The sequence below is a fragment of the Streptomyces sp. NPDC004031 genome, assembly GCF_053604375.1.
Genome location: NZ_JBSGHL010000020.1, coordinates 93403 through 115881, shown reverse-complemented (window position 1 = coordinate 115881; position 22479 = coordinate 93403). Strand labels below are relative to the sequence as shown.

The following is a 22479-nucleotide window of genomic DNA, read 5'->3' as shown; positions in this document are numbered from 1 at the left end:
CCTGCCTCCACGGGGGGAGGCAGGGCTCCTGGCCGTACGTCCGCGCGTCCACCGGACTGCCGCTCAGGCGTCGAAGGCGGTCGCGCGGGTCTGCTTCTCCCAGGCCTCGATGTCGCCGCGGACCTGGTCGAGGTGGCCGAGCACGGCCTCCACCCCGTCCTCGCCGAGCGGCAGCCGCAGCGGGGTGACCTCGGCGTCGAGCGCGGCGAGGATGAGCGCGGCGGCCTTCGCCGGGTCGCCGGGCTGGATGCCGTCGCTGGCCGCGCTGTTGGTGCGGGTCGCGCCCACGGTGGGCGCGTAGTCACCGATCGCCGGGCTCGCGGTGAGGTTCGCCATGAGCGAGGTGCGGAAGGCGCCGGGCTCGACGACGAGCGTCTTGATGCCCAGCGGGTTGACCTCGGCGGCCAGCGCCTCCGTCATGCCCTCCAGGGCGAACTTCGTGCCGCTGTAGGCGGAGAAGCCCGCGAAGGACATCTGCCCGCCCATGCTGCTCATCTGGACGATCGCGCCCGAGCGCCGCTCGCGCATCGACGGCAGCACCGCCCGCACCAGCGCGGCCGGGCCGAAGACGTGCACCTCGAACAGCTCGCGCAGCTCGGCGTCGCCGGTCTCCTCGAAGGCGCCGACGTGCCCGCGGCCCGCGTTGTTGACCAGCACGTCGATCCTGCCGTGCCGGGCGAGGACGTCCGTGACCGCCGTGTCGACCGCCGCGAGGTCCGTGACGTCCAGCGCGAGCGGCTCCACCTGGTCGGGGTGGGCCGCGACCAGGTCCTCCAGGGTGCCGACCCGCCGCGCGGCCGCCACCACGACGTCGCCCGCCGCCACCGCGGCCTCGGTGATCGCCCGGCCGAAGCCGCTGTTCGCACCCGTGACCAGCCACACCTTGTTCATCGCCGACTCCCTGCCGTGTCCGTTGCGGAGGCCTTGTCCCCCGCTGCGTCCAAGACTGCGGGCGGCGCCCCTTGCCCGTCCAAGACCCCTCGTGATAGCCGATGGTTATGGACGTTCACGGACGGGACCTGCGGTATTTCGCCGCGGTCGCCGACGAGTTGCACTTCACCCGCGCCGCCGAGCGGCTGTTCGTCTCGCAGCCCGCGCTGAGCAAGCAGATACGGGCGCTGGAGCGGCAGTTGGGCGCGCAGCTCTTCGCCCGCGACCGGCAGGGCGTCGCCCTCACCCCGGTCGGTGCGGCCCTGCTGCCGTACGCGCGGGGGCTGTTGGAGCAGTGGGACGCCGCGCGGGCCGCCGTGGACGAGGCCAAGGCCGCGCAGCGGGCGACCCTCGTGGTCGGCATGAGCACCAGCCCCGGGCGCGGCGGCCTGCTGCCCGCGGTCCGCTCGCGCTTCACCGCCGCCCACCCCGAGGCGGAACTGCGGCTGCGCCAGGTCGGCTGGCAGGACCCCACCGCCGGGCTCGCCGACGGCAGCAGCGACGTTGCGTACGTGTGGCTGCCGCTGCCCGACCAGCACCGCTACGACACCCTGGTGGTCGCCGAGGAACCGCGGCTGGTCGCCTTCCCCGACACCCACCGCCTCGCGGCCGGCGCCGGCCCCGTCGCCTTCGCGGACCTGCTGGACGAGCCCTTCCTCGCCATCCCGCAGGCCGCGGGCCCGCTGCGCGACTACTGGCTCGCCACGGACGAGCGGGACGGCCGGAACGTGCGGATCGGCGCGGAGGTCGCCAGCACCGAGGAGACGTACGAGGCGCTGGTCGCGGGCCTCGGCGTGGTGCTGGTCGCGGCGGGCAACGCCCCGCTGATCACCCTCGGCGGCGTCACCACGCGTCCCGTCCACGGCCTGACCCCCAGCCGCTTCGCCCTGGCCTGGCCCCGCACGTCGACGGCCCCCCTGACCCGGGCCTACGCGGCGGCGTGCCGGGCGGCGCGCCCCGCGTAGGCGGGTGCCCCCGCGGCGGCACGAGGCGGCGCGTTCCCCGCCCGGCGGGGCGCGCGGTGTCCTACGGTGCCGTTGACGGGCTGTCCGGACGGGCCCGGGGGCGTGGGGAGGACGGGCGATGGAGCAGCGGGACACCCGCAACACGGTGCGCGGCAGCACCGTCAACGGCCCGGTGTACCAGGCGGATTCGATGCACTTCCACGGCGGCGGCCCCTCGGGCGCCCTCCTGCCCGCCGAACTGGCGGACGTGGACTGGGCGCACGCCGTCTTCCACTCCGCCGTGTGGGGGCACGTCGCCGCCGAGCGCGACCCCGCCGGGCTGGTCCGGCTGCACAGCGCCGCCGTCGCCGCCCGGCTGGCCGCCGTACGCGACCGGGCCTGCGCCTCCCGCGGCCCCGACCCGTGGTACGACCCGGACCTGGCCGTACGCTTCCTCGCCCGCGTGGAGTGGCTGCTCGGCGAACCGCCCGCGGGCGGCGGCGGGCTCGACCTCTACCCGGTGGAGGCCGCGCTGTTCGGGCTCGCGCCCTTCCTCTACCAGGCGCACGCCCTGGACCTGGCCGCCGAACTCGCCCCGGTCGCACCGCAGTCGCTGCACCGCGCCACCGAACCCGACGCACGGCGAAGGTCGTTCGAGGCCTTCGCCGAAGGCTACGCCGTACTGGTCGCGCGGGCGCAGCGGCGCCCGGCAGCCGAGGGCGGGATCGGCTGGTGGCTCTTCCACCGCTGGCTGCTGCACTCCGGCCGCTTCGCGGCGCCCGAAGCGGTCGGCCGCCTCCTCACCGAGGCCCTTCCCGGCGGCGAGGCCGCGGCCGTGCTCGGCGGCACGCTCACGCCCGAGCGCGTCAGCCTGCTCGTGCACGGCCTGCGGCGCGGCCCCGACGTGTGCAACCCCGACCACCTCGGCCGCCTCCAGGCCGACGAGCGGGTCCGCGGCCCGGGGCCGCAGCAGGTCCGCGAGCAACGGCTGTGCCTGCTGCTCGCGCTGGCCTACACGGCCGCCACCGAGCCCACCGCACTGCCGGAGATCGTCGTCGAGCACCTCGGCATCCCGCACCCGGTGGACCTCGGCGAGCTGCGCGCGACCCTCGCGGACGCGGAGTGGGGCGGCACGGCCGCGCTGCCCGTCTTCCGCGCCGCCTGCCACCACGAGGCCGTCATCGAGGGCCTGCGCGCGTACGTCACGCGTGCGGACGAGCTGCTGCTCGCGGTCGCCCGCACCGTCCGCGAGCGCGTCACCTTTCCCGTGCCCGCGCTCCCCGCGCGCCTGTCGGCGGACGGACTCGCCCCCGCCCGGGGCGTGTTCAGCGGCTGGGCCCGCTTCCGGCTCGACGAGCGCCGCATCCGCAGCCTGCTCATGGGCGTCCAGCTCTACAAGGACCCGGGGCTCGCCGTCCGCGAGCTGTACCAGAACGCCCTGGACGCCTGCCGCTTCCGCCGCGCCCGCAGCCGCTACCTCGACGCGACCACCCCCGCCTCGTACCCGTACGAGGGCGCGATCACGATCACTCAGGGCCTCGACGAGGACGGCCGCGAATACGTCGAGTGCCACGACAACGGCGTGGGCATGGGCGAGGCCGAACTGCGCGGCGTCTTCGCGAACGCGGGCGCCCGCTTCCCCGAACAGGCCGACTTCCGGCAGGAGTTCGCCGCCTGGCGCGAGCACGGCATCGGCTTCCACCCCAACAGCCGCTTCGGCATCGGCGTCCTGAGCTACTTCATGCTCGCCGACGAGATCCGCGTGACCACCTGCCGTATGAGCCGCACCGGCGCGCTGGGCCCCCTCCTGGAGGTCTCGATCTTCGGACCGGGCCACCTCTTCCGCATCAGGGAACTCGCGGAACGCGGCAGCGAGCCGGGCACGGCGGTGCGGCTGTATCTGCGCGAGGGGGAGTTCTCGCAAGGCAGCGGGTGGTCGTGCGTGGTGGCGCTGGTCCGCGTGCTCGGCATCGCGGAGTTCGCGACGACCGCCCGGGACACCGCGGGCGAGGTGCGCTGGGAGCCGGGGCGGCTGCAGGACACGCGCGCCCTGTGGGCCCGGCACTCGGTGACGCAGTTCACCCGCAGCCGCGGGCCCGCTCTCAACGCGCGCGAAGTGCTGGCCGAGTGGACCGGCGCGCCCGCGGGCACGCATGTGCTGTGGTGCCGTGAGGGCGGGGCGCTGCTCGTCGACGGTCTGGTGGTCGATCCCGGCGGCCGCCCGGGTGTCCTGGCCGGCACCATGGAGAAGGTCCGGGGAGTGGTGCTGGACCTGGCGGGGCCCTACGCCCCCGAACGTCTCTCGGCCGACCGCACGGAGGTGCTGGAGAGCATCTCCGAGCCGGCCGCGGCGCTGCTGCGGTCGGCGGTCTCGGCGCTGGCGGAGGGCGAACTCCCCGCCGGCACCTTCACGTGGCTGTGCACGGTGGCCTGGGAGAACCCCGCGCTGGCCGACCTGCTCACCACCGGCCTGGCCGAGCACGGCAGGACGCTGGATCACGGGGGATGGACGTTCGACCTCGCGGCAGGCGGCTTCCTGCCGTCCGACACCGGGCTGCTCAGCGACGTCAGCGGCCTTCCCCGGCCGGAGGAGCTGGAGCGACGCCCGCACACCGGCCGCATCTCCGTCCAGGGCCCGGTGCCGGACCCGCACTTCCTGTGGCGGCTGCTCGCCCACCGCCCCCAGCCCGCCTTCGCCGCGCTCGCCGCCTACTGCCCCGAACTGGCCGACGTGCGGGCGGTGCTTCCCGCGCTGCCGTCCGACCACAAGCTGCTGACGGATCCGTTCAAGAGCTTCGGTGAGGCGAGCTGGCGCTACGGCGACTGGCTCACGGAGCTGCACCGGGACCCCGATGACCTGGCACGCGCCACCAAGATCGGCGCGATGCCGGAAGGCCAGACGGTCCACCCCGGGCATCTGTCCTCCTACGCGCGGGCACGCGGCACGAGCGAAGCGGACGCCGCGGCCGAACTGCGCGCGCTCGGGCACCACCCCGTGGACTGGATGCCGGACCGGCCCACCGGCCAGGCGCAGCAGGTCTTCGTCCACCGCGCGCTGTACGCGGACCGGTCGACCGGGGCAGGGCGGCGGCCCGTGCCGCTCGGGCACATCGCCTACGCGTCATGGCGTCTGGACACGCCGGTCTCCGAGGTCTGCGCCCAGCTCGCCGGCAGCGGTTTCACCGCCCGCCCGAGAGGCCTGCCCGAGCGGCCCGACAGGCTGCTCACCCATCTGCTCAGCCGGAACCTGGACGGCGTCGCCCCCTGGCTCGACGACGACGCGCCGCTGGAGGCGGGGCATCTGCTGGCCGCCGCCGACACGCTCGGCGTCACGGTCGCAGACGCCCAGGACGCCCTCACCGGGGCCGGCCTCGCCCCGCCGCCCGCCCTCCCCGCGGACGCGGGCCCGGACGACCTCGCGCTGCTGCGGGGAAAGGTGCCGCTGGGGCCGCCCTCCGAACCCGCGGCGTACGGGCCGGTCCTGCGCTTCGCGTCGGTGCGGCAGATGCCGCTGTCCGACGTCGTGGCCCGGCTGGAGCGGTTCGGGTACGCCGTCCCGCTGCGGCCGCCACCCGCACCCGGCCTGCTGGACCGGCAGCTGCTCGACCCCTCGTGCGGCATCGCCTGGGACACCGTGCGGGCCGGTGACACCGTCGCCTTCCACCGCATGCTCACCGCCGCGCAGGAACTGCACGTCGAGGTACCGGACGTGGCCGAGCGGCTGGCGTCGTACGGCCTGGCCTGCGGCCCCACCGAGCTGCCACCCGGGCTCGACGCGCGCCGGGCGAAGGTGCTGCTGGACGAGACCGTGCGGATGGACGCCGGCGGCGAGTACCCGCCCGGCGTCGGCTACCTGTACCGGCTGAGCAAGCTCAGCCACACCCTCGGCGCCCCGCTCCCGCAGGTCGTCGCGTGGCTGAACGCCCTCGGGGTGGACGTCCCCGACCTCCCCGCCCTCATCCGCGCGGCACTGGCCCGCGTGCCCAGGGCCGAATAGGCGCCCCGTGGGGTACCGGGGCCGCCGCCCTCGCCCGCGTGCCCCGGGCACGGTGAGGGTGCGCGGCGCGGGCGGGGCGGCGGGGCCCCCGGTCAGGGGCGGGCGGTGGCCGCGGAGAGGGTGACGACGCGGTCGAAGCGGGTGTCGAGGTCGTCGTCGCCGTGGTGGACGACGAGCAGGCCGCGGCCGTTCGTGCGGGCCTCGATCGCGGTGAGGACGAGGTCACGGCCGTCCCGGTCGAGGTTGGCGAAGGGCTCGTCGACGAGGTAGACGTCGGCGTCCTCGCCGAGCAGCGTGGCCACACCGGTGCGCTGCCGCTGGCCGGACGACAGGTCGGTGGGCAGCTGGTCGGCGAGCGCGGTGAGCTGCAGGGCCGCGCGCAGCTCCGGGTCCGGGACCAGCTCGCGCACCGGCAGCGGCGGGAGGTTGACGGGCGCGGTGAGGCTCGCGACGCGCGGGGGCAGGGTGACGACGCCGGAGTCGGGGGCGAGGGTGCCGGAGATGATGTGCAGCAAGGTGGTCTTGCCGCAGCCGTTGGGGCCGCGCAGCAGCACGTGTTCGCCGGGCCGCAGCTCGAAGTCCTCGATCGCGACGGTCGTGCCCTCGCTCTCGCTCCCGCTCCCGTTCTCCTCGCCCTTGCCGGGCCCGTAGCGGACGCGGGCGCCGTGCACGAGGACCATGGGGCCCTCGTCGTGGTAAGGCGCGGGGGCGGACGAGCGCAGGGCGTCGATGCGTTTGAGGACGGCGGTGTTGCGCCGGACCTGCGGGATCATGTTGATGAGGTCGAAGATGCCGGTGACCGCGCGCCACAGGGAGTTGACGAAGGCGAGGAAGCTACCGAAGGTCATGCGCCCGGCGAAGACGAAGTACGCGCCGACGACCATCGAGGCGGTGTCGGACAGGTTCATCACCAGGTCGCTGAGCGTGTTCTGCTTCTGGGTGAGGCGGTAGTTGACGAAGGTGATGTCCAGGTAGCCGTCCAGCGCGCGGCGGTTGGCGGTGCGGGTGCCGGGGCGCAGGGTGCGCATGCCGCGCAGCGCGTGGAAGGCCTCCAGGGTGCGGGTGAGGGTGTTGATGTAGCGGGCCTCGCCCTCCCGCTCCGGGTCGGTGTTGTCCTCGATGCGCTTGGCGATGCGGTTGCTGACCAGCACCAGCGGCGGCACGATCACCAGCAGGATGAGGCTGGCCTGCCACGACAGGTAGAGCAGCACCCCGATGAACACCAGTGAGGCGAGGGCCTGTTTGGCGATCCGCACGCACACGTCGATCGCGGGCAGCACACCGTCCTTGACGTCGCTGTGCACACGGCTGACGTACGAGGCGTTGCCGGCCTCGGACAGCCGCCGCCCGTCCTGGTCGAGGGTGCGGTCCAGCAGTTCCATCTCCAGCTGGAGCACGAAGGTGTTCTCGCAGCGTTTGCGCCAGCGGGAGATCCAGTAGCCGCCGATGTTCAGCGTCAGGCCCAGCAGCAGGTAGAACAGGCCGAGCGTGATGAACTTCGCGAAGTGCCCGGCGAGGATGGCCTGGTCGAAGAGTGCCTTGAGCAGCAGCGGGTGCACGAGCGCCTCGACGCCGCTGACCAGAGCCTCCAGGGCGAGGATCGTCGCGAAGCGGGCACGGTGGCCGACCAGCGTGCGCCACAGCTCGGTCACGGTGCCACCTCGCCCGCCGTCTGCCGCGGGGCCTGCGCCGTGTCCTGCCGGGGCTCCAGTTCGTCGAGCAGGAAGTCGACGCCGCCGCCGTGGGTGAAGCGGTGCAGGACGCGCAGCACCCCGGCGGCGCCCGTCAGGTAGTCGCACGAGCTGCGCAACAGCCCCTCGCCGGCGACCGCGAGCAGCGGCGCCCCCTCCTCGCGGGGCAGCCCGAACTTCTCGGCGGGTTCGAAGACGAAGATCTGCCGGACGAAGTCGATCTGCCGCAGAGCGAGTTGGCGGTAGGCGGGGTCGCCGGTGCGCTCGGCGGCGTCCAGCATCGCGTCGGCGACACCGGTCAGGCCGAACGCGTAGCCGGGCAGCACGGACTGGCAGGCGTCGATGGCGCGGGCGATCTCGCGGGCGTCGTCGGTCCAGCCGTAGCGCAGCAGCACCTGGAGCACACCCGCCGAGCCGACCTCGACGTACGGCTCCATCGTGCCCTCGTGGCGGAACATCACGAGCCCGTCCTCCAGGGGCTCGGTGTGCGCCATCTCCCAGGCCAGTGCGCGCCGTCCGAGGTCCGCGTACTGCGGGTCGCCGGTGGCCTGGGTCATGCGCAGCAGGAAGAGGGCGACGCCGGCCTGTCCGAAGCCGAGGCCGGTGAAGGGCTTGTCCGGGGAGAAGTCGTTGAGCCAGTAGGCGTGTTCGCCCTCGTGGTGGGCGAGGTCGGTGAGCCGCCGGGCGCACGCGAGGGCGGCCTCCAGGTCGCGGGCGTCCCCGTGGGCGAAGTAGAAGGCCAGGTTGGTCATGCCGAGCCCGGCGAGGCCGTAGTAGAAGGTGTGGTCGTCGACCGCGAGGCCGCGCTCGTTGGCGGTCGCGAGCAGCCGCCGGGCGGGGGCGTGCAGGCCGAGTTCGTCGGCGGCCCAGGCGATGCCGGCCAGGCCGTTCATGAGGCCGTCGGCGTATTCGGTGATGTCGATCGCGGCGATCTGCCGCTCCAGCCACTGCGTCCACTCCGGGCGGACGGGGATCCCGGAGGCCTTCAGCGCGCGCAGCACGCCGCTCGCGCCGACGCCGAGGCTGAGCGGGTTGGTGATGTGGGCGAACGGGTCGACGGGGAAGAGCGTGTCGCGCTCCTGGTCGGCGACGGCGGTGACGAAGGCCGCGACGCCCGCCTCGGTCGCGGCGAGGCCGAGCGTGCTCTCGTCCAGCACCGGCGGCGGCGCGTCCACCACGGAGGCGATCAACTCGTCCTCGTGGTCGAGGAATTCCAGCACCTCGTCGAGCGTGACCCGCCCGTCGGCGATGCCCATGAGCAGCTCGTGGATGCTCGCGGGCCAGCCCAGCCGCTCGGTGAAGAGCCGGTAGAGGCCGAGCACGTCCTCGCGCAGGAAGGACATCGCGGCGATCGGGAAGATGAAGTACGCCATGGTCGTCGCGAGCCCGTAGAGGTCGTCGGCGTACTGCGAGGCGTTGAAGCGCCGCCGCGAGTGGCTGAATCCGGGCGTGAACAGCTCGACGGGTTCGGCGAGATGGGCCTCCGCCTCGGCGGCCTCGGCCAGCCGGCAGGACTCCATGTCGATCACGGTGACGGTGAAGGTGTCGGTGTCGACGAGCAGGTTCGCGGCGCTGAGGTCGCCCAGGATCACCTGCCGGCTGTGCGCGTCGCGCACCGCCCGGGTGAGCCCGCGGAAGACCGACAGGTAGATGCCCAGGAACTCCCTGGACCGCTCGGTCGAACGGCCGGGCCGGGCCAGCGGGTTGCGCTCCAGCAGCACCGAGCGGATGTCCTTGCCCTCGATGAACTCCTCGGCGATGAAGTGGTGTTCCCAGTGCCGGAAGGTGGTGATCGGGGTCGGAAAGGAGTCCAGGTCGCCGAGCCGGGTGAGGAAGGTCCACTCGCGGGCGCTGATGTCGAGGGCGTCGTGCTCGCGCCGCGGGTTGATGTTGGTGTGCGGGCGGGCCTCCTTGACGACCACGATCCGGTCGTCGCGCGCGGTGTCCTGGGCCTTGTAGACGCCGCCGGTGTTGGAGAACTGGATGGCCTCGGTGACCCGGAAGCGCCCGCCGAGCAGCCCGTCGTCCTCCTCGTCGGCGCCGTAGTCGCCCGCCTTCCAGTCGGTGAACGGCCAGGGCTGCCACGGCGGTTGGGCATAGCCGATCTGCCGCTCGTCGGGCACGGGACCGTCCGGGCCGATGATGTGCGGGACCGGCCGCCCCATCACGTCCACGGAGTGCGTGGACAGGAACTGGCCGTAGCGGAAGTAGAGCGCCCTGCTGTCCTTGTAGCGCATGTCGGAGAGGATGTACGCGCCCTCCACGCCCTCCAGCAGCTCCGCGAGATCGGCCAGGCAGCCGCGGAAGACGTCCTCGTCGGCCGGGTAGACGGTGATGAGCTTGCCCGCGCTGCCGCGTGACATGGCCTTGGAGTTGAGCATCTCGAAGATGTTCATGTCCAGGGCGACCTTGAAGTCGATCCCGCGCCCGGCGAGATAGCCGATCACGTCCGCCGCCACCCGGCGCACCGACCGCAGGCTCGCCGACACGTGGATCTTCCAGCCCTGCGCCGGCAGCTGCTCGTCGTGGCGGTACATCCACCAGATGCCGCTGCGCCGGAATCCGGCCCGCACCTCGGGGTCGACCGACGCGATGAAGTTGTCCTCGCGGGGCTCGTAGTAGACGTCGAGCGGGTCGAAGAACAGCGTGTCGTTCCAGGCGAAGAGGAAGCGGTTGACCCATCGTTCGTCGCGCATGTCTGCCTCTTGGTGTGGTCGTCCGGGCGGCCGCGGCGCGGCGGCGTCCGGGTGCGGGCGCGGGTCGGGTGCGGCGGGTACGCGCGGAGCGCGTACGGGCGCGGGCGCGCGGATGCCGTGCGGGGGCGGCGCGCCCCCGCACGGCGCGACCGTCAGGCGGTCGGCGGCTTCTGCTGCTTCTTGCAGCAGTCGCTGCTGGAGCTGGTGCTGCTGATGATCGCGACCGCGCTCTCGGTGGCGATCGGCGTCATCGTCTGCAGGTTGAGGATGCTCATCTGGTCAACTCCTTCCGCGGATCGTGTGCGGGGCTGTCCGGTGCCTGAAGCGGCAGGTCAGCTGACGACGGGCTTGGTCGACTTGCAGCAGTCGCTGCTGGAGCTGGTCGTGCTGAGGATCGCGACCGCGCTCTCGGTGGCGATGGGCGCCATCGTCTGGAGCTTGAGGATGCTCATGGAGTCGTCCTTTCCGTGCGAGGGATGGGTGGCGGGGTGGCCGGGCGGGTGGGGTCACCCGCCCGGCGGTGACACGCGCCGTGCGTACGACCGCGGTTCAGGAGTCGTCGTCCGGCGGGTCGATGCAGCAGTTCAGCCAGCTGCTCGTGTGGCTGACGACCGGCAGCAGGCTCTCCTGCCCGACCGGCCGCAGCTCCTGGAGCTTGAGAATGCTCATGGGGCCGCCTTCCGGTACCGACCGGAGAACCGTCAGAGGGACGGCTTCTTCGGGGCGGTGGTGCAGCAGCCGCTGCCGGAGCTGGTGGTGCTGAGGATCGCGACCGCGCTCTCGACGGCGACGGGCTCGAGCTTCTGCAGGTTGAGGATGCTCATGGCGTTGTCTCCTTATGGTTTCCGGTGATTCCCGGTGTCTCCCGAGCGGCCCCACCGCCGCGGACACACCGCGGCCGGCGGCCGGGCGGGACTGCTCAGCGGTTCTGGTTCTTGCAGCAGTTGCTGCCGCTGCTGGTGGTGCTGAGGATGGCGACCGCGTTGTTGGCCACGGTCGGCTCCAGGCTCTGCAGCCGGAGGACGCTCATCCGTGTCACCTCCCCGGTGTGGGGTCGGGAGCGCGGGGCGCGCTCGGGATGGTGGGACGCGCATGTGCCGAACGGCGGATCCAGCCAACCGCGCCCGCGAACACCCGCACATCCGTAGCCGGCCCCCATAATTCGCTTGCACGATCCCCCAGTTCGGGGGTCGGGCAGGGCGGCCGAAAGGGCGCGCGGAGCACCCGGCGTGGTTGACGCTCCCGGCACGATGCGTCATGGTGGTGCGCGAGCTGAGGCGGATGACGACCCCCGCGTCATTCACCTCAGCTCATGAACTGCGCGGGCCGGCAGCCGCCACGGCCCCGCCCGGATACGCCGCGTACGACCGGCCCGGCCGCGTGTGACCGGTCCGGCCGCACCACCCGCCCCCGGGCGGCGCGCACCGCCCCGCGCCGCCGTACGGCCGCGCCGGCGGGGGACGCACCTGCTCCGCCCGTACTGCCCGTACCGCCTGTCCTGCCAGCCTGCCGGCCGTGCAGTCCTGCCCGCCGCCCCGAGCGCACGCCCGCCGCGCGGACGCACTGCCCGCCGCGCCAGCCGCGTCCCGGGAGAGCCGATGAACACGCCGTACGCCAGCAGCAGCCACCGCGTCATGGGCCGCCCGTGAGGCCGTTACCGCCGCACACCGCGGCGCTGCGGTCCGCCGAACTCGTCGGCCGGCAAGCGGAGATGGAGCGCGTCGCCGCCGTCCTCGCGGCCGCGCGGGCCGGACAGGGCGGCGCCCTCGCCGTGACGGGCGAACCGGGCGCCGGGAAGACCCGGCTCGCCGCCGAGGCCCTCGCCGCCGCGACCGCCGCGGGCCTGGCCACCGCCCGCGGCGGCGTCAGCACGGTCTCCCCCGCGGTCCCCTACCGCCCGCTGATCGAGGCCCTGCTCTCCCTGACCCGCACCACCCCCCTCCCCGGCCCGGCCGCCCTGGGCCCGTACGCCGGGGTGCTGGCCGCGCTGCTGCCGTCCCTCGGGGTGCCCGTCCGCCCACCGGAGGAACCCGGCCCGCAGTGGGACCCGGTCCCGGGCGCGGGACCGCGCGGGGTCCCCGGCGCGGTCCCGGGCGCGGTGCCGAGGGTCCGCCCGGACGGGGCGAACGGGCCGGACGCGGCCGACCCGCCGGGGACGGCCCCCGACGCCGCCGGACCGGTCGAACTCGACGGTCCCGGCGGGCCGTTGCTCGTCGGGGAAGCGCTCCTACGGGTGCTCGCCGAGGCCGGGCGGCGGCGCGGATGCCTGGTCGTCCTGGACGACCTGCACGACGCCGACCTGCGCACCCTCGCCGTCGTCGAATACCTCCTCGACAACCTCGCGGACCAGCCCGTCGCCGTCCTCCTCACCACCGGACTGCTCGCCGGGCCCGCCGCCGACCTGGCCGCGCGCGCCTGCCAGCGCGGCACCGCCGTCGGCATCGACCTCGCGCCGCTGCGCACCCCGGACGTACGGCAACTGGTCGCCGCGGAGTCCGGCGTCGCGCCCGCGGAGGTGGAGGCCGCGCTGCTCGACCGCGTACTGGCCGCGGGCTCCGGCAACCCCTTCCTCATCCGGGAGCTGACCCGCGAGGCCGTCGCCCCCGCCGCCCGTGGCCGATGTACCGGCGCGGTACCGCCCGCCGTCGCCCGCAGCGTGGCCCGCCGGATCGACCGGCTGCCCGCCGGAGGCCGCGAAGTCCTGGGCCTGGCCGCGCTGTTCGGCCGCCGCTTCCCCCTGCCGGTCCTGCGCCGCACCGCCGACCGGCGCGGCCACGACGTCGCCGCCGTGCTACGCGCGGCGACCTCCTCCTACCTGCTGGAACCCGATCCGGAGCAACCGGACTGGTACACCTTCCGGCACCCCCTCGCCGCCCGCGCCGTACGCGACGCGCTCGCCCCCGCCGAACGCACCGGCTGCGCCCGGCAGGCCGCCGCCGTCCTCGCCGAACTGCACCCGGGCCTGCCCGGCGAATGGTGCGCCCGCGCCGCCGAGCTGTGCGCCTACGCCGGGGACACCACCGAGGCCGCACGGCTGTCCTGCGAGGCCGGCCGCCGGGCCCTCGCCGAAGGCACGGTGGAACGGGCCGTCACCCTGCTCGCCGCCGCACACCGCCCCACGAGCGCCGGGACACCCACCTCCTTACGGGCCACCGTCCTCGAACTGCTCCTCTACGCCGCCGGATGCGCCGCCCGCTTCGACCTGCTGCCCGAACTCACCGCCGGAATCACCGCGCTGGACGGCCAGGTCCCGCCCGGACGGCGGGCCGCCCTCTACGCCGCCCTCGCCGAACTGGCCGCCCTCGCCGGGCACCCCGCCGAAGCCCTGCACCAACTCGACCTCGCCCGGCGGCTGCTGGGCGAAAGCCCCGCCGCCCGCGACGCCGCCGCCGTCGAAGCCGCCGCCGCCCGCGTCGAACCCCACCGCCTCGCACCCGACCGGCTGCGCACCGCCGAACACGCCGCCCGCCGCGCCCTGGAAGCCGCCCGCACCGCCGGGGTGCCCGAGGCCGAATGCCGCGCCCTCGTCCAGCTCGGCCGGCTCACCGCCCACGCGGGCGACCCCGCCGCCACCGGACACCTGCTCACCGCGTGCGCGCTGGCCCGCCAGCACCGGCTCCCCGCCGAACGCGTCACCGCCGAACTCGCCCTCGCCCTCGACGCCGCCCGCCACCACGGCGACTGGGCCGCCGTCGAGACCGCACGCCGCGAAGCCCTGCACGTCGGCGTCCTGCCCCCCGCGTACGAGGCCGGATTCGCCCTCGCCCTCGACGAGATCCGGCGCGGCGACCTCACCGCCGCGGGCGACCGCATCACCGCCGCGCTCCCCGCCGCCACCCGCGACCGCCTCGGCCGCGCCCTCCCCCTGCTGCACCTCGCCGACGCCGTCCGGCACGCCCACCAGGGCCACCGCGCCGCCATGACCGAAGCGCTCGACCGCCTCGCCCCCCTCATGGCCGAGGCCCCCGGCGTCCGCGCCATGTCCTACGGCCTCGCCCGCGCCCACTGCTCCCTGCTCGAAGAAGATCGCGACACCGCCGAACGCGAACTGGCCCAGGCCATCGCGTACGACGCGGAGAACCCCGCCGCCGTCGACATCGGCCGCCACGGCCTCGTCCTCCTCCTCGGCGCCCTCGCCGGACGCGTCGGCCTCCAGCACTGCACCCAGCCCGACACCACCGGCGACCGCTGGCACCGCCCCTTCGCCGGCCTCGCCCACGCCGTCCTCCTCGGCCGCGAAGGCCGCACCACCGAAGCCGACACCGCCGCCCGCGCCGCCCTCGACGCCGCCACCCCCTACCCGCCCGCCCGCCACCTCGCCCTCCGCCTCGTCGCCCCCGCCGCCCACCACGACGGCTGGGGCGACCCCGTCACCTGGCTCCGCGACGCCGAGGAACACTTCCACGCCACCGGCATCCCCGCCGTCGCCGCCGCCTGCCGCGGACTGCTGCGCGGCATGGGCGCGCAGGTGCGGCAGCGGCGCACCGGCATCGAAGGCGTCCCCGCGGCCCTGCGCCGCCACGGGGTGACGGTGCGCGAATTCGAGGTCGCCCGCCTGCTCGCCGCGCGCATCGGCAACAAGGACATCGCGGGGCGGCTGCACATCTCGCCGCGCACCGTCGAAAAACACGTCGCGAGCCTCCTCCGCAAAACCGGCCACCCCGACCGCGCGGCCTTCGCCTCCGCGGCGGAATTCCCCCTCTGACCCGCCCCTCTCCCGACCGGGGCCCACGCCCCGGGGTGCCTGTTGCGGTGGTGTTCGCGATCGTCCCGCCGTCGTGGCTTGTCGCTCCGTTCTCCCCCAGAGCTTCGCCTGGGAGGTACCCCCACGCGCCCCTGAAAAGCGGGTGCTCTCGCCCCGTACTGATCACCCCCCACCGGCAGGCAGCCGCCAGTCCGGCCGGAGGGGGACGGTGCGGGGTGCCCCCGCAGGAATGCGCTGGGAGGGGCTCACCAACTCGATAGGAGGGCGAAGGCGCATTCCGAGGAGGTGCCCCGTGGCGGCCCCCGACCCCACCCCCCGGAGGGAAAGCGCGATGCCCCGCCGGGCAACACCAGGGGCGCGTGGGGGCACCTCCCGCCCCGGAGGGATCACCTCACCCCGGGGGAGCCACGAACGCGTGGGTGACCTCCAGGAGCCATGCCGTCTCCGCGTCCAGCGTGCCCGCCACCGGCCAGGTGGGGAGGGACGCGTCCGCACCGGGCCGCCGCCCCGCCCGGCGGTTCGCCAGCGCCGCGGCGATCGCGGCCGCCTCCCGCGCAGCGGCCCGCGCGGGCCCCCCGTCCTCCGCCCCGTACGCCACCGCGTTCTCGTCACTCTCGAAGTACGGCCGCAACGCAAGGTGCCCGTCCCGGATCTCGATCACCCGGCGGTAGAGCGCGAACGTCGCCCGCCGCACAGGCGGCCTGCGCCGCCGCCCGGCACCGGCACCGCCGGAGGCGGAAGCGGCGGACGGGCCCGAGCCCGCCAGAGCGATCTCCGGAAGCTCCGCGCACAGCGCGGCCCAGAGCGGCTCCAGCGCACGGTAGGAGCGCTGCGCCCGCCACCACCGCAGCGGCCCCCCGAGCAGGACGGGCCAGCGGGTGGCGGAGGCACCCCCCGCGGCGAGGACGGCGACGGCGACCGAGAGCGAGGTGGAGGGCAGGTCCTCCCCGACGCCCTGGTGCCCGGTGCGCAGCACCTGCGTGATGTCGTGCGCGGACCAGCCGGTCCAGACGATGCCCATCGCGGCGGAGAGGGCCATGAGGAGCAGGCCGGTGCGCAGCACCCCGTTGGCCTCGCGCCGGATGTGCCCGGTGAGCGCGCCGACGAGCATCGCGAGGCACCCGATGCCGTACACGGCGAACAGCAGCTCGTATCCGGCGAAGAGCAGCCTGCGGCCGTCCCCGACGGTCACCGCGTCCGGGCTGACGGTCACGAACGACGCGGCGAACATCCACGCGGAGGCGGCCTGGACGACGACGCCCGCGGCGATGTGCCGGTAGACGGGCCCGCGGTCCTCCGTGGAGTTGCGCAGCGTGAGCGCGATGAGGGCGATGCAGGTGAACGCGCCCATCTTGAGCCCGTGCACGAGCGCGACGACGGGTGCGCGCGCCGCGAGCAGCCGGCCCAGCACGTCGATGCTGCTGGGGGCGTTGAGGGCGAGGGAGCTGCCGACGCACAGCGAGAAGGCGTAGATGTAGCGCTGGGTCGCGTCCCCGCCGGCCGCGGAGAAGCGGTAGACGGCGAAGACCAGGAAGACGGCGGCGGCGGCGTACGCGGTGATGTCGGTGACGGCGGTCATCTGCCGCCGTCCCGCGGCGGGTTGCCGGTGCCCGGCGACGCGTCACCGGTACCCCGGGGCGCGCCGCCGGCGCCGGGTGCGGGCGGATCCCCGGGCCGTTCGCGGCGGTCGAAGAGCGCCTCCAGGCTGCGGGCCCGCGCGGCGAAGGGCGGCGGGGACCAGTGCGAGACCCGGGAGAGGATGAGCGAGGCGACGATCTCGGCCTCGCGTTCCTGCGGTTCGGTGTAGATCGTGCGGCCGAGGACGCGTTCGACGAGCGCGGGTGACAGGCCCGGCATGAGGGTGCGGGCGGCGGCGTCCAGGGTGGCGCCCGCACTGTCGTCCTGGTGGCCGCACAGCAGGTGGGCGGCCTCGTGCAGCAGGATGTGCTGCTGGTGCAGCGGCGAGGTGTCGGCGGCGTAGAGGATGTAGTCGGCGTCCGCGGTGGTGAGCAGCAGCCCGCAGGGGAGGTTGGGGCGGCCGGTGACGGGGACGAGGGCGATGGGGCGTCCACGGCAGTCGGCGAGGGTGTCGACGAAGTCCGCGATGTCGAACGGATCGGGCAGCCTCAGGGCCGCCACGAGGCGCCGGCACCGCTGCCATAAGCTCCGCTGGCTCCGGTCACGCGCCACCTGGAGGCACCCCACTTCCCGATTCTCCCCGTTTGTCCCCGGGCCGTCCCGGGCGGGTCAGCCCGGAGTGCTCGGCGGATCGCTCCCCTGCTCCCGACGGGCGAGTACGTCGATAATGTCACTGATCGTACCCACCGCTTCGGGCGAGAGGTTGACCGCCCGCAGCGCGATGTTGCGCACACCGGCGTCCCGCAGGGCTGTCAGCAGCTCCAACTCCTTGGCGATGGCGGCGCCTTGGGCGTCGTCGAAAAAATAGGCAACCGGAACCTGGAAGAACTGCGCCAGGACCTCCAGATGACGCTTGGTCGGGTTGTCCCGGCGTCCGGTGCGCAGCTGCCACAGGTAGGTGGCCGAGAAGCTCTCGCCGGTGGCCTCGCGGCAGGCCTTGGCGACCTCCTCGTGGCTGTACTGCTCGCGGTTGGGGCGGCGGACGGCGCGGAAGAGGGCGTCGATCTTCGCGGCGAGGGTCCGCGGAGGTGTCTGCGACTGCGGCTCGGGTACCGCCGGGTCCGATTCGGCCATGTCGCACCTTTCGTCGACACCAGGTTGCGCCTTGCGCCCCGCGACAGCCAGATGTGCGCACGCCACATGTGCCCCGCCCCGCGGCGCGGGTCATACTAGCCGCCGCCCCCCGCCGGACCTGGTGGCGGAATGGTGAAGACGCCGCTCCCGGTACCTCCGGCCGCACCCGTCACGGGCCTGCCGGCGTGCCCCGGGCGCCGCTCCGGCCTCAGGCCCACACCCCGGCACGGGCGGCGGTCGCGGCGGCGCGGGCGGCGTGCCCGGCGTCGCTGTCCGTGGGCGCGCGACCGGAGTTGAGCAGGGCGTAGTAGAGCGGCGCGGACACCGCGGCGACGACGGCGTGCGGGTCGGTGCCGTCCGGCACCTCGCCGCGCCCGGCGGCGTCGCGCACGCACCCGGCCCATTCCTCGATGCGCACGGCGTAGAAGCGGTGCAGCGCGTCGGCGGCCTGCTCGTTGCAGAGCGAGGCGGCGATGAGGGCGCGGAAGAGGGGGCCCTGGCGCGGGTCGGCGAGCGTGCTGACGACGAGCCGGGCGTTGGCGAGCAGGTCGCCCTCCAGGGTGCCGGTGTCGCTGCGCGGCGAGGACTGCTCGGCCATGTCGCCGAGCAGGTCGGCGGCGAGGGCGCCGGGGGTGCCCCAGCGCCGGTAGACGGTCGTCTTGCCGACCTCGGCGCGGCGGGCGACCTCGCCGAGGTCGAGCGCCTCGAAGCCGCCCGCGGCGAGGACGTCCCCCGCGGCGCGCAGCACGGCGGTACGGACCCGGGCGGTACGGCCGCCGGGCCGCAGCGTGCCGGGCGCGGCGGGGTCAGCGGGATCGGCGGGGTCGGGGCCCTGCTCCGTCCCGGGTGACGTGCCCGGGTCCGCGGCGGGGGTGCCGGTGTCGGGGGTGCCGGACATGGAGCCCTCCTTCGTACGGTGTGCGGCCGCCCGTCTGCGGGTCAGGGCGGCTACCTCCAGCGTATCGGAACTGGAGTTCCCTTACGGGCCGCCCGGTGCTACCGTCTGAGACGTAACGGAACGACAGACCCGTTAAGCGCTTCCGGGCGGTACACCGGCGTACCCCCGCACGCCCCGGCCCGCGTTCACCCCGCCCCGCGAAGGGACTCCCCGCGATGTCCGCTCCCACCACCCCCGCCGCCCCGGCCACCCCCTCCCCACGGGCCGCCGAGCCCTCCGGTCCGCCGCCCGACCGCCTCACCCGGCGGCTCAAGCTCGTCCTCGCGGTGCTGCTGACCGCGCAGTTCACGCTCGCCGTCGACTTCTCGATCCTCAACGTCGCGCTGCCCGACATCGGCGAGGGCCTCGGCTTCGCGCTGCCGGACCTCCAGTGGATCGCGACCGCGTTCGCGCTCGCCGCCGCCGGTTTCACCCTCTTCTTCGGGCGCATCGGCGACCTCGTGGGCCGCAAGCGGATCTTCGTCGGCTCCGTCGCGCTGCTGGGCCTCGCCTCGCTGGCCGGCGGACTCGCGACCTCGCCCGCGGTGCTGCTGGCGGCGCGCGTCGCGCAGGGCCTGGCGACGGCCGCCGCGACCCCGGCGGGCCTGGCGCTGCTGACCACGTCCTTCCCCGAGGGCCCGCTGCGGCGCAAGGCGCTGGGCGTCAACGGGGCGCTGATGTCGGCCGGTTTCACCGCGGGCGCGATCCTCGGCGGGGTCCTGACCGACCTGCTCTCGTGGCGCTGGGCCTTCTTCGTCAACGTGCCCGTCGCGCTCGCGGTCGTCGCGGTCGCCCCGGCCGTGATCAGCGAGTCCCGCCCGGCGGTACGCCCCCGGCTCGACCTTCCCGGCGCCCTGACGGTCACCGGCGCGCTGCTCTCCCTCGTCTACGCCCTGACCCACGCGGGCGCGCACGGCTGGACGTCGGCCCCCGCGCTCGTCGCCTTCGCCGTGGGCGCGCTGCTGCTGGCGGCGTTCGTGCTGGTGGAGCGGCGGGTCGCGGAGCCGCTGGTGCCGCTGGCGGTGCTGCGGCTGCGGTCGGTGGCGTGGGGCAACGTGATCGGCCTGCTGGCCTTCGTCACCGAGACGTCGCTGGTCTACCTGCTGACCCTCTACCTGCAGAAGACCCTGGGCTTCTCCCCGCTCGCCGCGGGCGCGTCCTTCGGTGTGCTGGGCCTCGGCACGGTCGTCGGCGGGCTGCTCGCCCCGCGGGTCGTCGCGGCGACCTCGACGGTGACCGCCGTGACCGTGGGCGCCCTCGTCCAGGCCGTCTTCACCGCGTCCCTGCTGCTGCTCGGCGGTACGACGGGCCCGGCGCTGGCCCTGCTGCTCCCGGCGACCTTCTTCGGCGGCGTCGGCAACATGCTGGTCATCGTCGCCTTCATGCTCACCGCCACCTCCGGCCTCCCCGACTCAGCCCAGGGCCTGGCGACGGGCCTGGCGTCGATGAGCCAGCAGGTCGGCATCACCCTCGGCACCCCGCTGATGTCCACCGTCGTCACCGCCACCACCCCCGCCGTGGCCGGCCCCGCCGCCCTCCACCACGGGGTGACGGTGGCCGTCGCGGCCAACACCGCCCTCGTCCTGCTGACGGCGGCGATCCCCGTCCTCTTCCTCCGCTCCCGGCGCGGCGGGAAGCACTGACCGCCCGCTGCCCGGTGCGGGCCCGCCCCCCGTGGCGGGCCCGCACCGGCGTGTCAGGTCGCGGCGAGCAGGTCGCCCGCCGCGGCGCGCAGCGCGGTGTACGCCTGCGCCAGGACGTCCGGGGAGGTCGTCACCCACGGGACGTCGTCGGGCGTGTGGAACTGCCGGAAGTTCCCCGCGACGGACAGCAGCGGTACGGCAGGACCCAGGGCCGCGTTCCACACCGCGCCCTCGCCGGGGAACTTGGCGGCCTGGTTGAAGCGGGCAGCGGCCAGGTCGGCGGCGAGGCCGGGCACCGCGTCGAAGGCCGGGTTGCTCGCGGCGCCGCGGGGCGCCAGCGCGAAGCGCCCGTCGGGGCCCTTCGCCGCCGCCGCGAGCGCCGAACCCAGGTGGAAGACGGCGCGCGGCGCGAGGTCGAACTCCTGGGCCAGGTAGGCGCGGGCACCGTAGTTGTTCAGCTCGTGGCCGGTGTTGCCGAGGAAGAACACCGGGTGCTCGCGGGAGAGTTCGGCGGCCAGGGCCAGTGCGAGCGCGACTCCCGTCCCGCGTTCGGCGGCGCAGGTGAACCAGCCCGTCAGCGGGGTGGTGACGACGATCGGGTCCTTGACCGGGCGGCGGGTGCCGAACCAGCCGGTCAGGCAGTACGTCCGGGCGCGCACGGTCCGCGCCGAGAAGTCGACGTCGGCGCCGTACCGCGAGACGCGGTCGGCCGTGTCGCCGGGGACGAGCAGCGTGGGGATGCCGGTCTTCGGCGCGTCGGGGTCGCTGTTGTAGCCGACCAGCCCGTCGTAGGGCGCGTAGGTGGCGGTGGTGCTCGTGGTCGGCAGCACCGCGACCGTGGCCCCGCCCCGCGCGGCCTCGGCGAGCGCGGCGAGCACCGCCGGGTCGCTGCCGTCCTTGCTCGTCGTCACCGGCCGTACGAAGTCGGCGCGGCCGCGCACCCGGCCGGTGCCCTCGTAGTACAGCGGCAGCGCCGGCACCCGCTCGCGCCCGACGCGGACCTCGGCCTTCCACGTGTAGTGCGGGTAGCTGTACTCCCACCGCCCGGTGACGGCCCCGAGGGCCCGCAGCCGCCGCTCCAGCCACACCAGTGCGGCCGACTGGTCCGGTGTCCCGGTCCGGTGCACCCAGCGGCTGTACCCCTCGACCACCGAGTACAGCGAGCCCCCGAGCCCGCCGCCCTGCGCCCGCGCCGGTGCGGTCCCGAGCACGGTCGCCCCGGCGACGGCGGCGCCGCCGACGAGCACCGCCCTCCGTGTCGTACGCCCGCCGTGCTCCGCCTTGTCCGAGGTCATGTCCACCGCTCCGTGAGGGGTCGTCCGATCGCCCCGGGCCGCCGACGGACCATCGGAGGCCGCCGGAAATCGCAGGCCAGGGCCCTGCGATCGTCTCTCCCGGCACCGGCGCGGACAACGTTGCAGCGGCAGATTTCATGTACGGGCAACAATCGCGCCGTGGGAGGCCGGGCCGGAACCGCGCCCGGCGCCCGTCACGTCCCCCTCGGGAGACGGCGCGGCCGGCGCGCTGCTCGCCCTCGTACTCCTCGCCCTCGCCCGGCCCGTGGCGCAGGCGGCCCCGACCGCGCCCCCGGCCGAGCAGGTGCGCGGCAACCACGTGGTGCTGACCGTCCGGCGCGACGGCCTGCTCCACGTCCACGAGGCCATCACGTACGACTTCGGCACCGGCTGGTCCGTCCCCACCGCCGAGGCCACCGTCACCGTCACCGCACCGACCGCCCCGGCCTCCGCCGACTGCACCACCGGCGGCGCCCCGTGCCGGCGGACCGCGAACGCGACCGGTCCGACTTCCTCCGTGACGTTCACCGCCGCGCTCGCCGCCCACCAGGGCATGACCGTGCACATCGCGCTCCCGCACGGCGCGGTCACCGTCCCGGCGCCGCGCTACGTGCCCGCGCCCGGGTGGTGGCAGGTGGACGGGCTCGGCCTGCTGCTCCTGACGGCCGTGGCGCCGGTCCTCACCGTGGGCCTCGGCCGCTGGGCGTGGCGCGCGCTGGACCGCGCGTCCGACCGCTTCCGTACGCCCCCGGACCTCGTCACGTACGCGTTCCTCGCGGGCCGCGGCGCGCGGGTGACGGCCGCTGGACCGTCCCGGGCGCCCGGCGCGGCTCCTCCCGCGGCTCCCGCGGCGGCACGTCTGGCGACCGCTTCGGCGGAGGGGGCGGCGACAGCTGGTGACCGGCGTGGGCGGGCCGGGTCCGGCCCCC

Annotated in this window: 17 protein-coding genes; 4 read left to right on the top strand and 13 right to left on the bottom strand. The window is 75.0% G+C overall.

Annotated features, from left to right (window positions below):
• Positions 1-63: 63 nt before the first annotated feature.
• Positions 64-891, bottom strand: coding sequence for an oxidoreductase (locus ACWERV_RS15650; RefSeq protein WP_452933124.1), 828 nt, complete (start codon positions 889-891; stop codon positions 64-66).
• Positions 892-992: 101 nt separating this feature from the next.
• Between ACWERV_RS15650 and ACWERV_RS15645 the strand changes: the two genes are divergently transcribed.
• A complete protein-coding gene (locus ACWERV_RS15645) occupies positions 993-1895 on the top strand; it encodes a LysR substrate-binding domain-containing protein (RefSeq protein ID WP_452933122.1) in 903 nt (300 codons plus the stop codon).
• 118 nt (positions 1896-2013) lie between these two features.
• Positions 2014-5871: an HD domain-containing protein gene (locus ACWERV_RS15640; protein ID WP_452933121.1), complete on the top strand. Its 3858-nt coding sequence runs from the start codon at positions 2014-2016 to the stop codon at positions 5869-5871.
• Positions 5872-5963: 92 nt separating this feature from the next.
• On the opposite strand, the gene ACWERV_RS15635 is transcribed toward ACWERV_RS15640, so the two are convergent.
• The 7 genes from ACWERV_RS15635 to ACWERV_RS15605 all read right to left on the bottom strand — a co-directional run bounded on the left by ACWERV_RS15635 (position 5964) and on the right by ACWERV_RS15605 (position 11288).
• Positions 5964-7523: an ATP-binding cassette domain-containing protein gene (locus tag ACWERV_RS15635; protein WP_452933118.1), complete on the bottom strand. Its 1560-nt coding sequence runs from the start codon at positions 7521-7523 to the stop codon at positions 5964-5966.
• Entirely contained in the window at positions 7520-10258 is a 2739-nt protein-coding gene (gene lanKC / locus ACWERV_RS15630) for a class III lanthionine synthetase LanKC (protein WP_452933116.1), read from the bottom strand. Before lanKC ends, ACWERV_RS15635 begins: the two co-directional genes overlap by 4 nt.
• 152 nt (positions 10259-10410) lie before the next feature.
• Complete coding sequence (locus ACWERV_RS15625) at positions 10411-10533, bottom strand: class III lanthipeptide (protein ID WP_452933114.1); 123 nt, start codon at positions 10531-10533, stop codon at positions 10411-10413.
• Positions 10534-10590: 57 nt separating this feature from the next.
• Positions 10591-10710, bottom strand: a complete 120-nt coding sequence (locus ACWERV_RS15620) for a class III lanthipeptide (RefSeq protein WP_398182581.1) — start codon at positions 10708-10710, stop codon at positions 10591-10593.
• 97 nt (positions 10711-10807) lie between these two features.
• A complete protein-coding gene (locus ACWERV_RS15615; protein ID WP_452933112.1) occupies positions 10808-10927 on the bottom strand; it encodes a class III lanthipeptide in 120 nt (39 codons plus the stop codon).
• Positions 10928-10959: 32 nt separating this feature from the next.
• Positions 10960-11082 carry a class III lanthipeptide gene (locus tag ACWERV_RS15610; protein ID WP_398182575.1) on the bottom strand — a complete coding sequence of 41 codons (123 nt, stop codon included), beginning with the start codon at positions 11080-11082 and terminating at the stop codon, positions 10960-10962.
• Between the two features lie 95 nt (positions 11083-11177).
• On the bottom strand, positions 11178-11288 hold the full coding sequence (locus ACWERV_RS15605; protein ID WP_398182572.1) for a class III lanthipeptide: 111 nt from the start codon (positions 11286-11288) through the stop codon (positions 11178-11180).
• Between the two features lie 615 nt (positions 11289-11903).
• Here ACWERV_RS15605 and ACWERV_RS15600 point away from each other — a divergent pair.
• Entirely contained in the window at positions 11904-14963 is a 3060-nt protein-coding gene (locus ACWERV_RS15600) for a helix-turn-helix transcriptional regulator (protein ID WP_452933110.1), read from the top strand.
• A gap of 391 nt (positions 14964-15354) precedes the next feature.
• Here the strand turns inward: ACWERV_RS15600 and ACWERV_RS15595 are convergent, their stop codons facing one another.
• From ACWERV_RS15595 to ACWERV_RS15580, 4 genes are all read right to left on the bottom strand, one after another.
• A complete protein-coding gene (locus ACWERV_RS15595; RefSeq protein WP_452933109.1) occupies positions 15355-16542 on the bottom strand; it encodes an MAB_1171c family putative transporter in 1188 nt (395 codons plus the stop codon).
• Positions 16539-17102: a ParH-like protein gene (locus ACWERV_RS15590; RefSeq protein WP_452933107.1), complete on the bottom strand. Its 564-nt coding sequence runs from the start codon at positions 17100-17102 to the stop codon at positions 16539-16541. The genes ACWERV_RS15595 and ACWERV_RS15590 overlap by 4 nt, the downstream gene beginning before the upstream one ends.
• 108 nt (positions 17103-17210) lie before the next feature.
• A complete protein-coding gene (locus ACWERV_RS15585; RefSeq protein WP_452933105.1) occupies positions 17211-17675 on the bottom strand; it encodes an XRE family transcriptional regulator in 465 nt (154 codons plus the stop codon).
• Between the two features lie 208 nt (positions 17676-17883).
• Positions 17884-18573 carry a TetR/AcrR family transcriptional regulator gene (locus tag ACWERV_RS15580; protein ID WP_452933103.1) on the bottom strand — a complete coding sequence of 230 codons (690 nt, stop codon included), beginning with the start codon at positions 18571-18573 and terminating at the stop codon, positions 17884-17886.
• Positions 18574-18788: 215 nt separating this feature from the next.
• On the opposite strand from ACWERV_RS15580, the gene ACWERV_RS15575 reads away from it, so the two are divergent.
• Positions 18789-20255 (top strand): MFS transporter, encoded by a 1467-nt coding sequence (locus tag ACWERV_RS15575; protein WP_452933101.1) that lies wholly within the window; start codon positions 18789-18791, stop codon positions 20253-20255.
• Between the two features lie 53 nt (positions 20256-20308).
• Here the strand turns inward: ACWERV_RS15575 and ACWERV_RS15570 are convergent, their stop codons facing one another.
• On the bottom strand, positions 20309-21550 hold the full coding sequence (locus ACWERV_RS15570) for a hypothetical protein (protein WP_452933099.1): 1242 nt from the start codon (positions 21548-21550) through the stop codon (positions 20309-20311).
• Between the last annotated feature and the right edge of the window lie 929 nt (positions 21551-22479).

Excerpts from the sequence above, each read along its gene's own strand:
- ACWERV_RS15650 (WP_452933124.1), bottom strand. The coding sequence starts at position 891 with ATGAACAAGGTGTGGCTGGTCACGGGTGCGAACAGCGGCTTCGGCCGG.
- ACWERV_RS15645 (WP_452933122.1), top strand. The coding sequence starts at position 993 with ATGGTTATGGACGTTCACGGACGGGACCTGCGGTATTTCGCCGCGGTC.
- ACWERV_RS15640 (WP_452933121.1), top strand. The coding sequence starts at position 2,014 with ATGGAGCAGCGGGACACCCGCAACACGGTGCGCGGCAGCACCGTCAAC.
- lanKC (WP_452933116.1), bottom strand. The coding sequence starts at position 10,258 with ATGCGCGACGAACGATGGGTCAACCGCTTCCTCTTCGCCTGGAACGAC.
- ACWERV_RS15625 (WP_452933114.1), bottom strand. The coding sequence starts at position 10,533 with ATGAGCATCCTCAACCTGCAGACGATGACGCCGATCGCCACCGAGAGC.
- ACWERV_RS15620 (WP_398182581.1), bottom strand. The coding sequence starts at position 10,710 with ATGAGCATCCTCAAGCTCCAGACGATGGCGCCCATCGCCACCGAGAGC.
- ACWERV_RS15615 (WP_452933112.1), bottom strand. The coding sequence starts at position 10,927 with ATGAGCATTCTCAAGCTCCAGGAGCTGCGGCCGGTCGGGCAGGAGAGC.
- ACWERV_RS15610 (WP_398182575.1), bottom strand. The coding sequence starts at position 11,082 with ATGAGCATCCTCAACCTGCAGAAGCTCGAGCCCGTCGCCGTCGAGAGC.
- ACWERV_RS15605 (WP_398182572.1), bottom strand. The coding sequence starts at position 11,288 with ATGAGCGTCCTCCGGCTGCAGAGCCTGGAGCCGACCGTGGCCAACAAC.
- ACWERV_RS15595 (WP_452933109.1), bottom strand. The coding sequence starts at position 16,542 with ATGACCGCCGTCACCGACATCACCGCGTACGCCGCCGCCGCCGTCTTC.
- ACWERV_RS15585 (WP_452933105.1), bottom strand. The coding sequence starts at position 17,675 with ATGGCCGAATCGGACCCGGCGGTACCCGAGCCGCAGTCGCAGACACCT.
- ACWERV_RS15580 (WP_452933103.1), bottom strand. The coding sequence starts at position 18,573 with ATGTCCGGCACCCCCGACACCGGCACCCCCGCCGCGGACCCGGGCACG.
- ACWERV_RS15575 (WP_452933101.1), top strand. The coding sequence starts at position 18,789 with ATGTCCGCTCCCACCACCCCCGCCGCCCCGGCCACCCCCTCCCCACGG.
- ACWERV_RS15570 (WP_452933099.1), bottom strand. The coding sequence starts at position 21,550 with ATGACCTCGGACAAGGCGGAGCACGGCGGGCGTACGACACGGAGGGCG.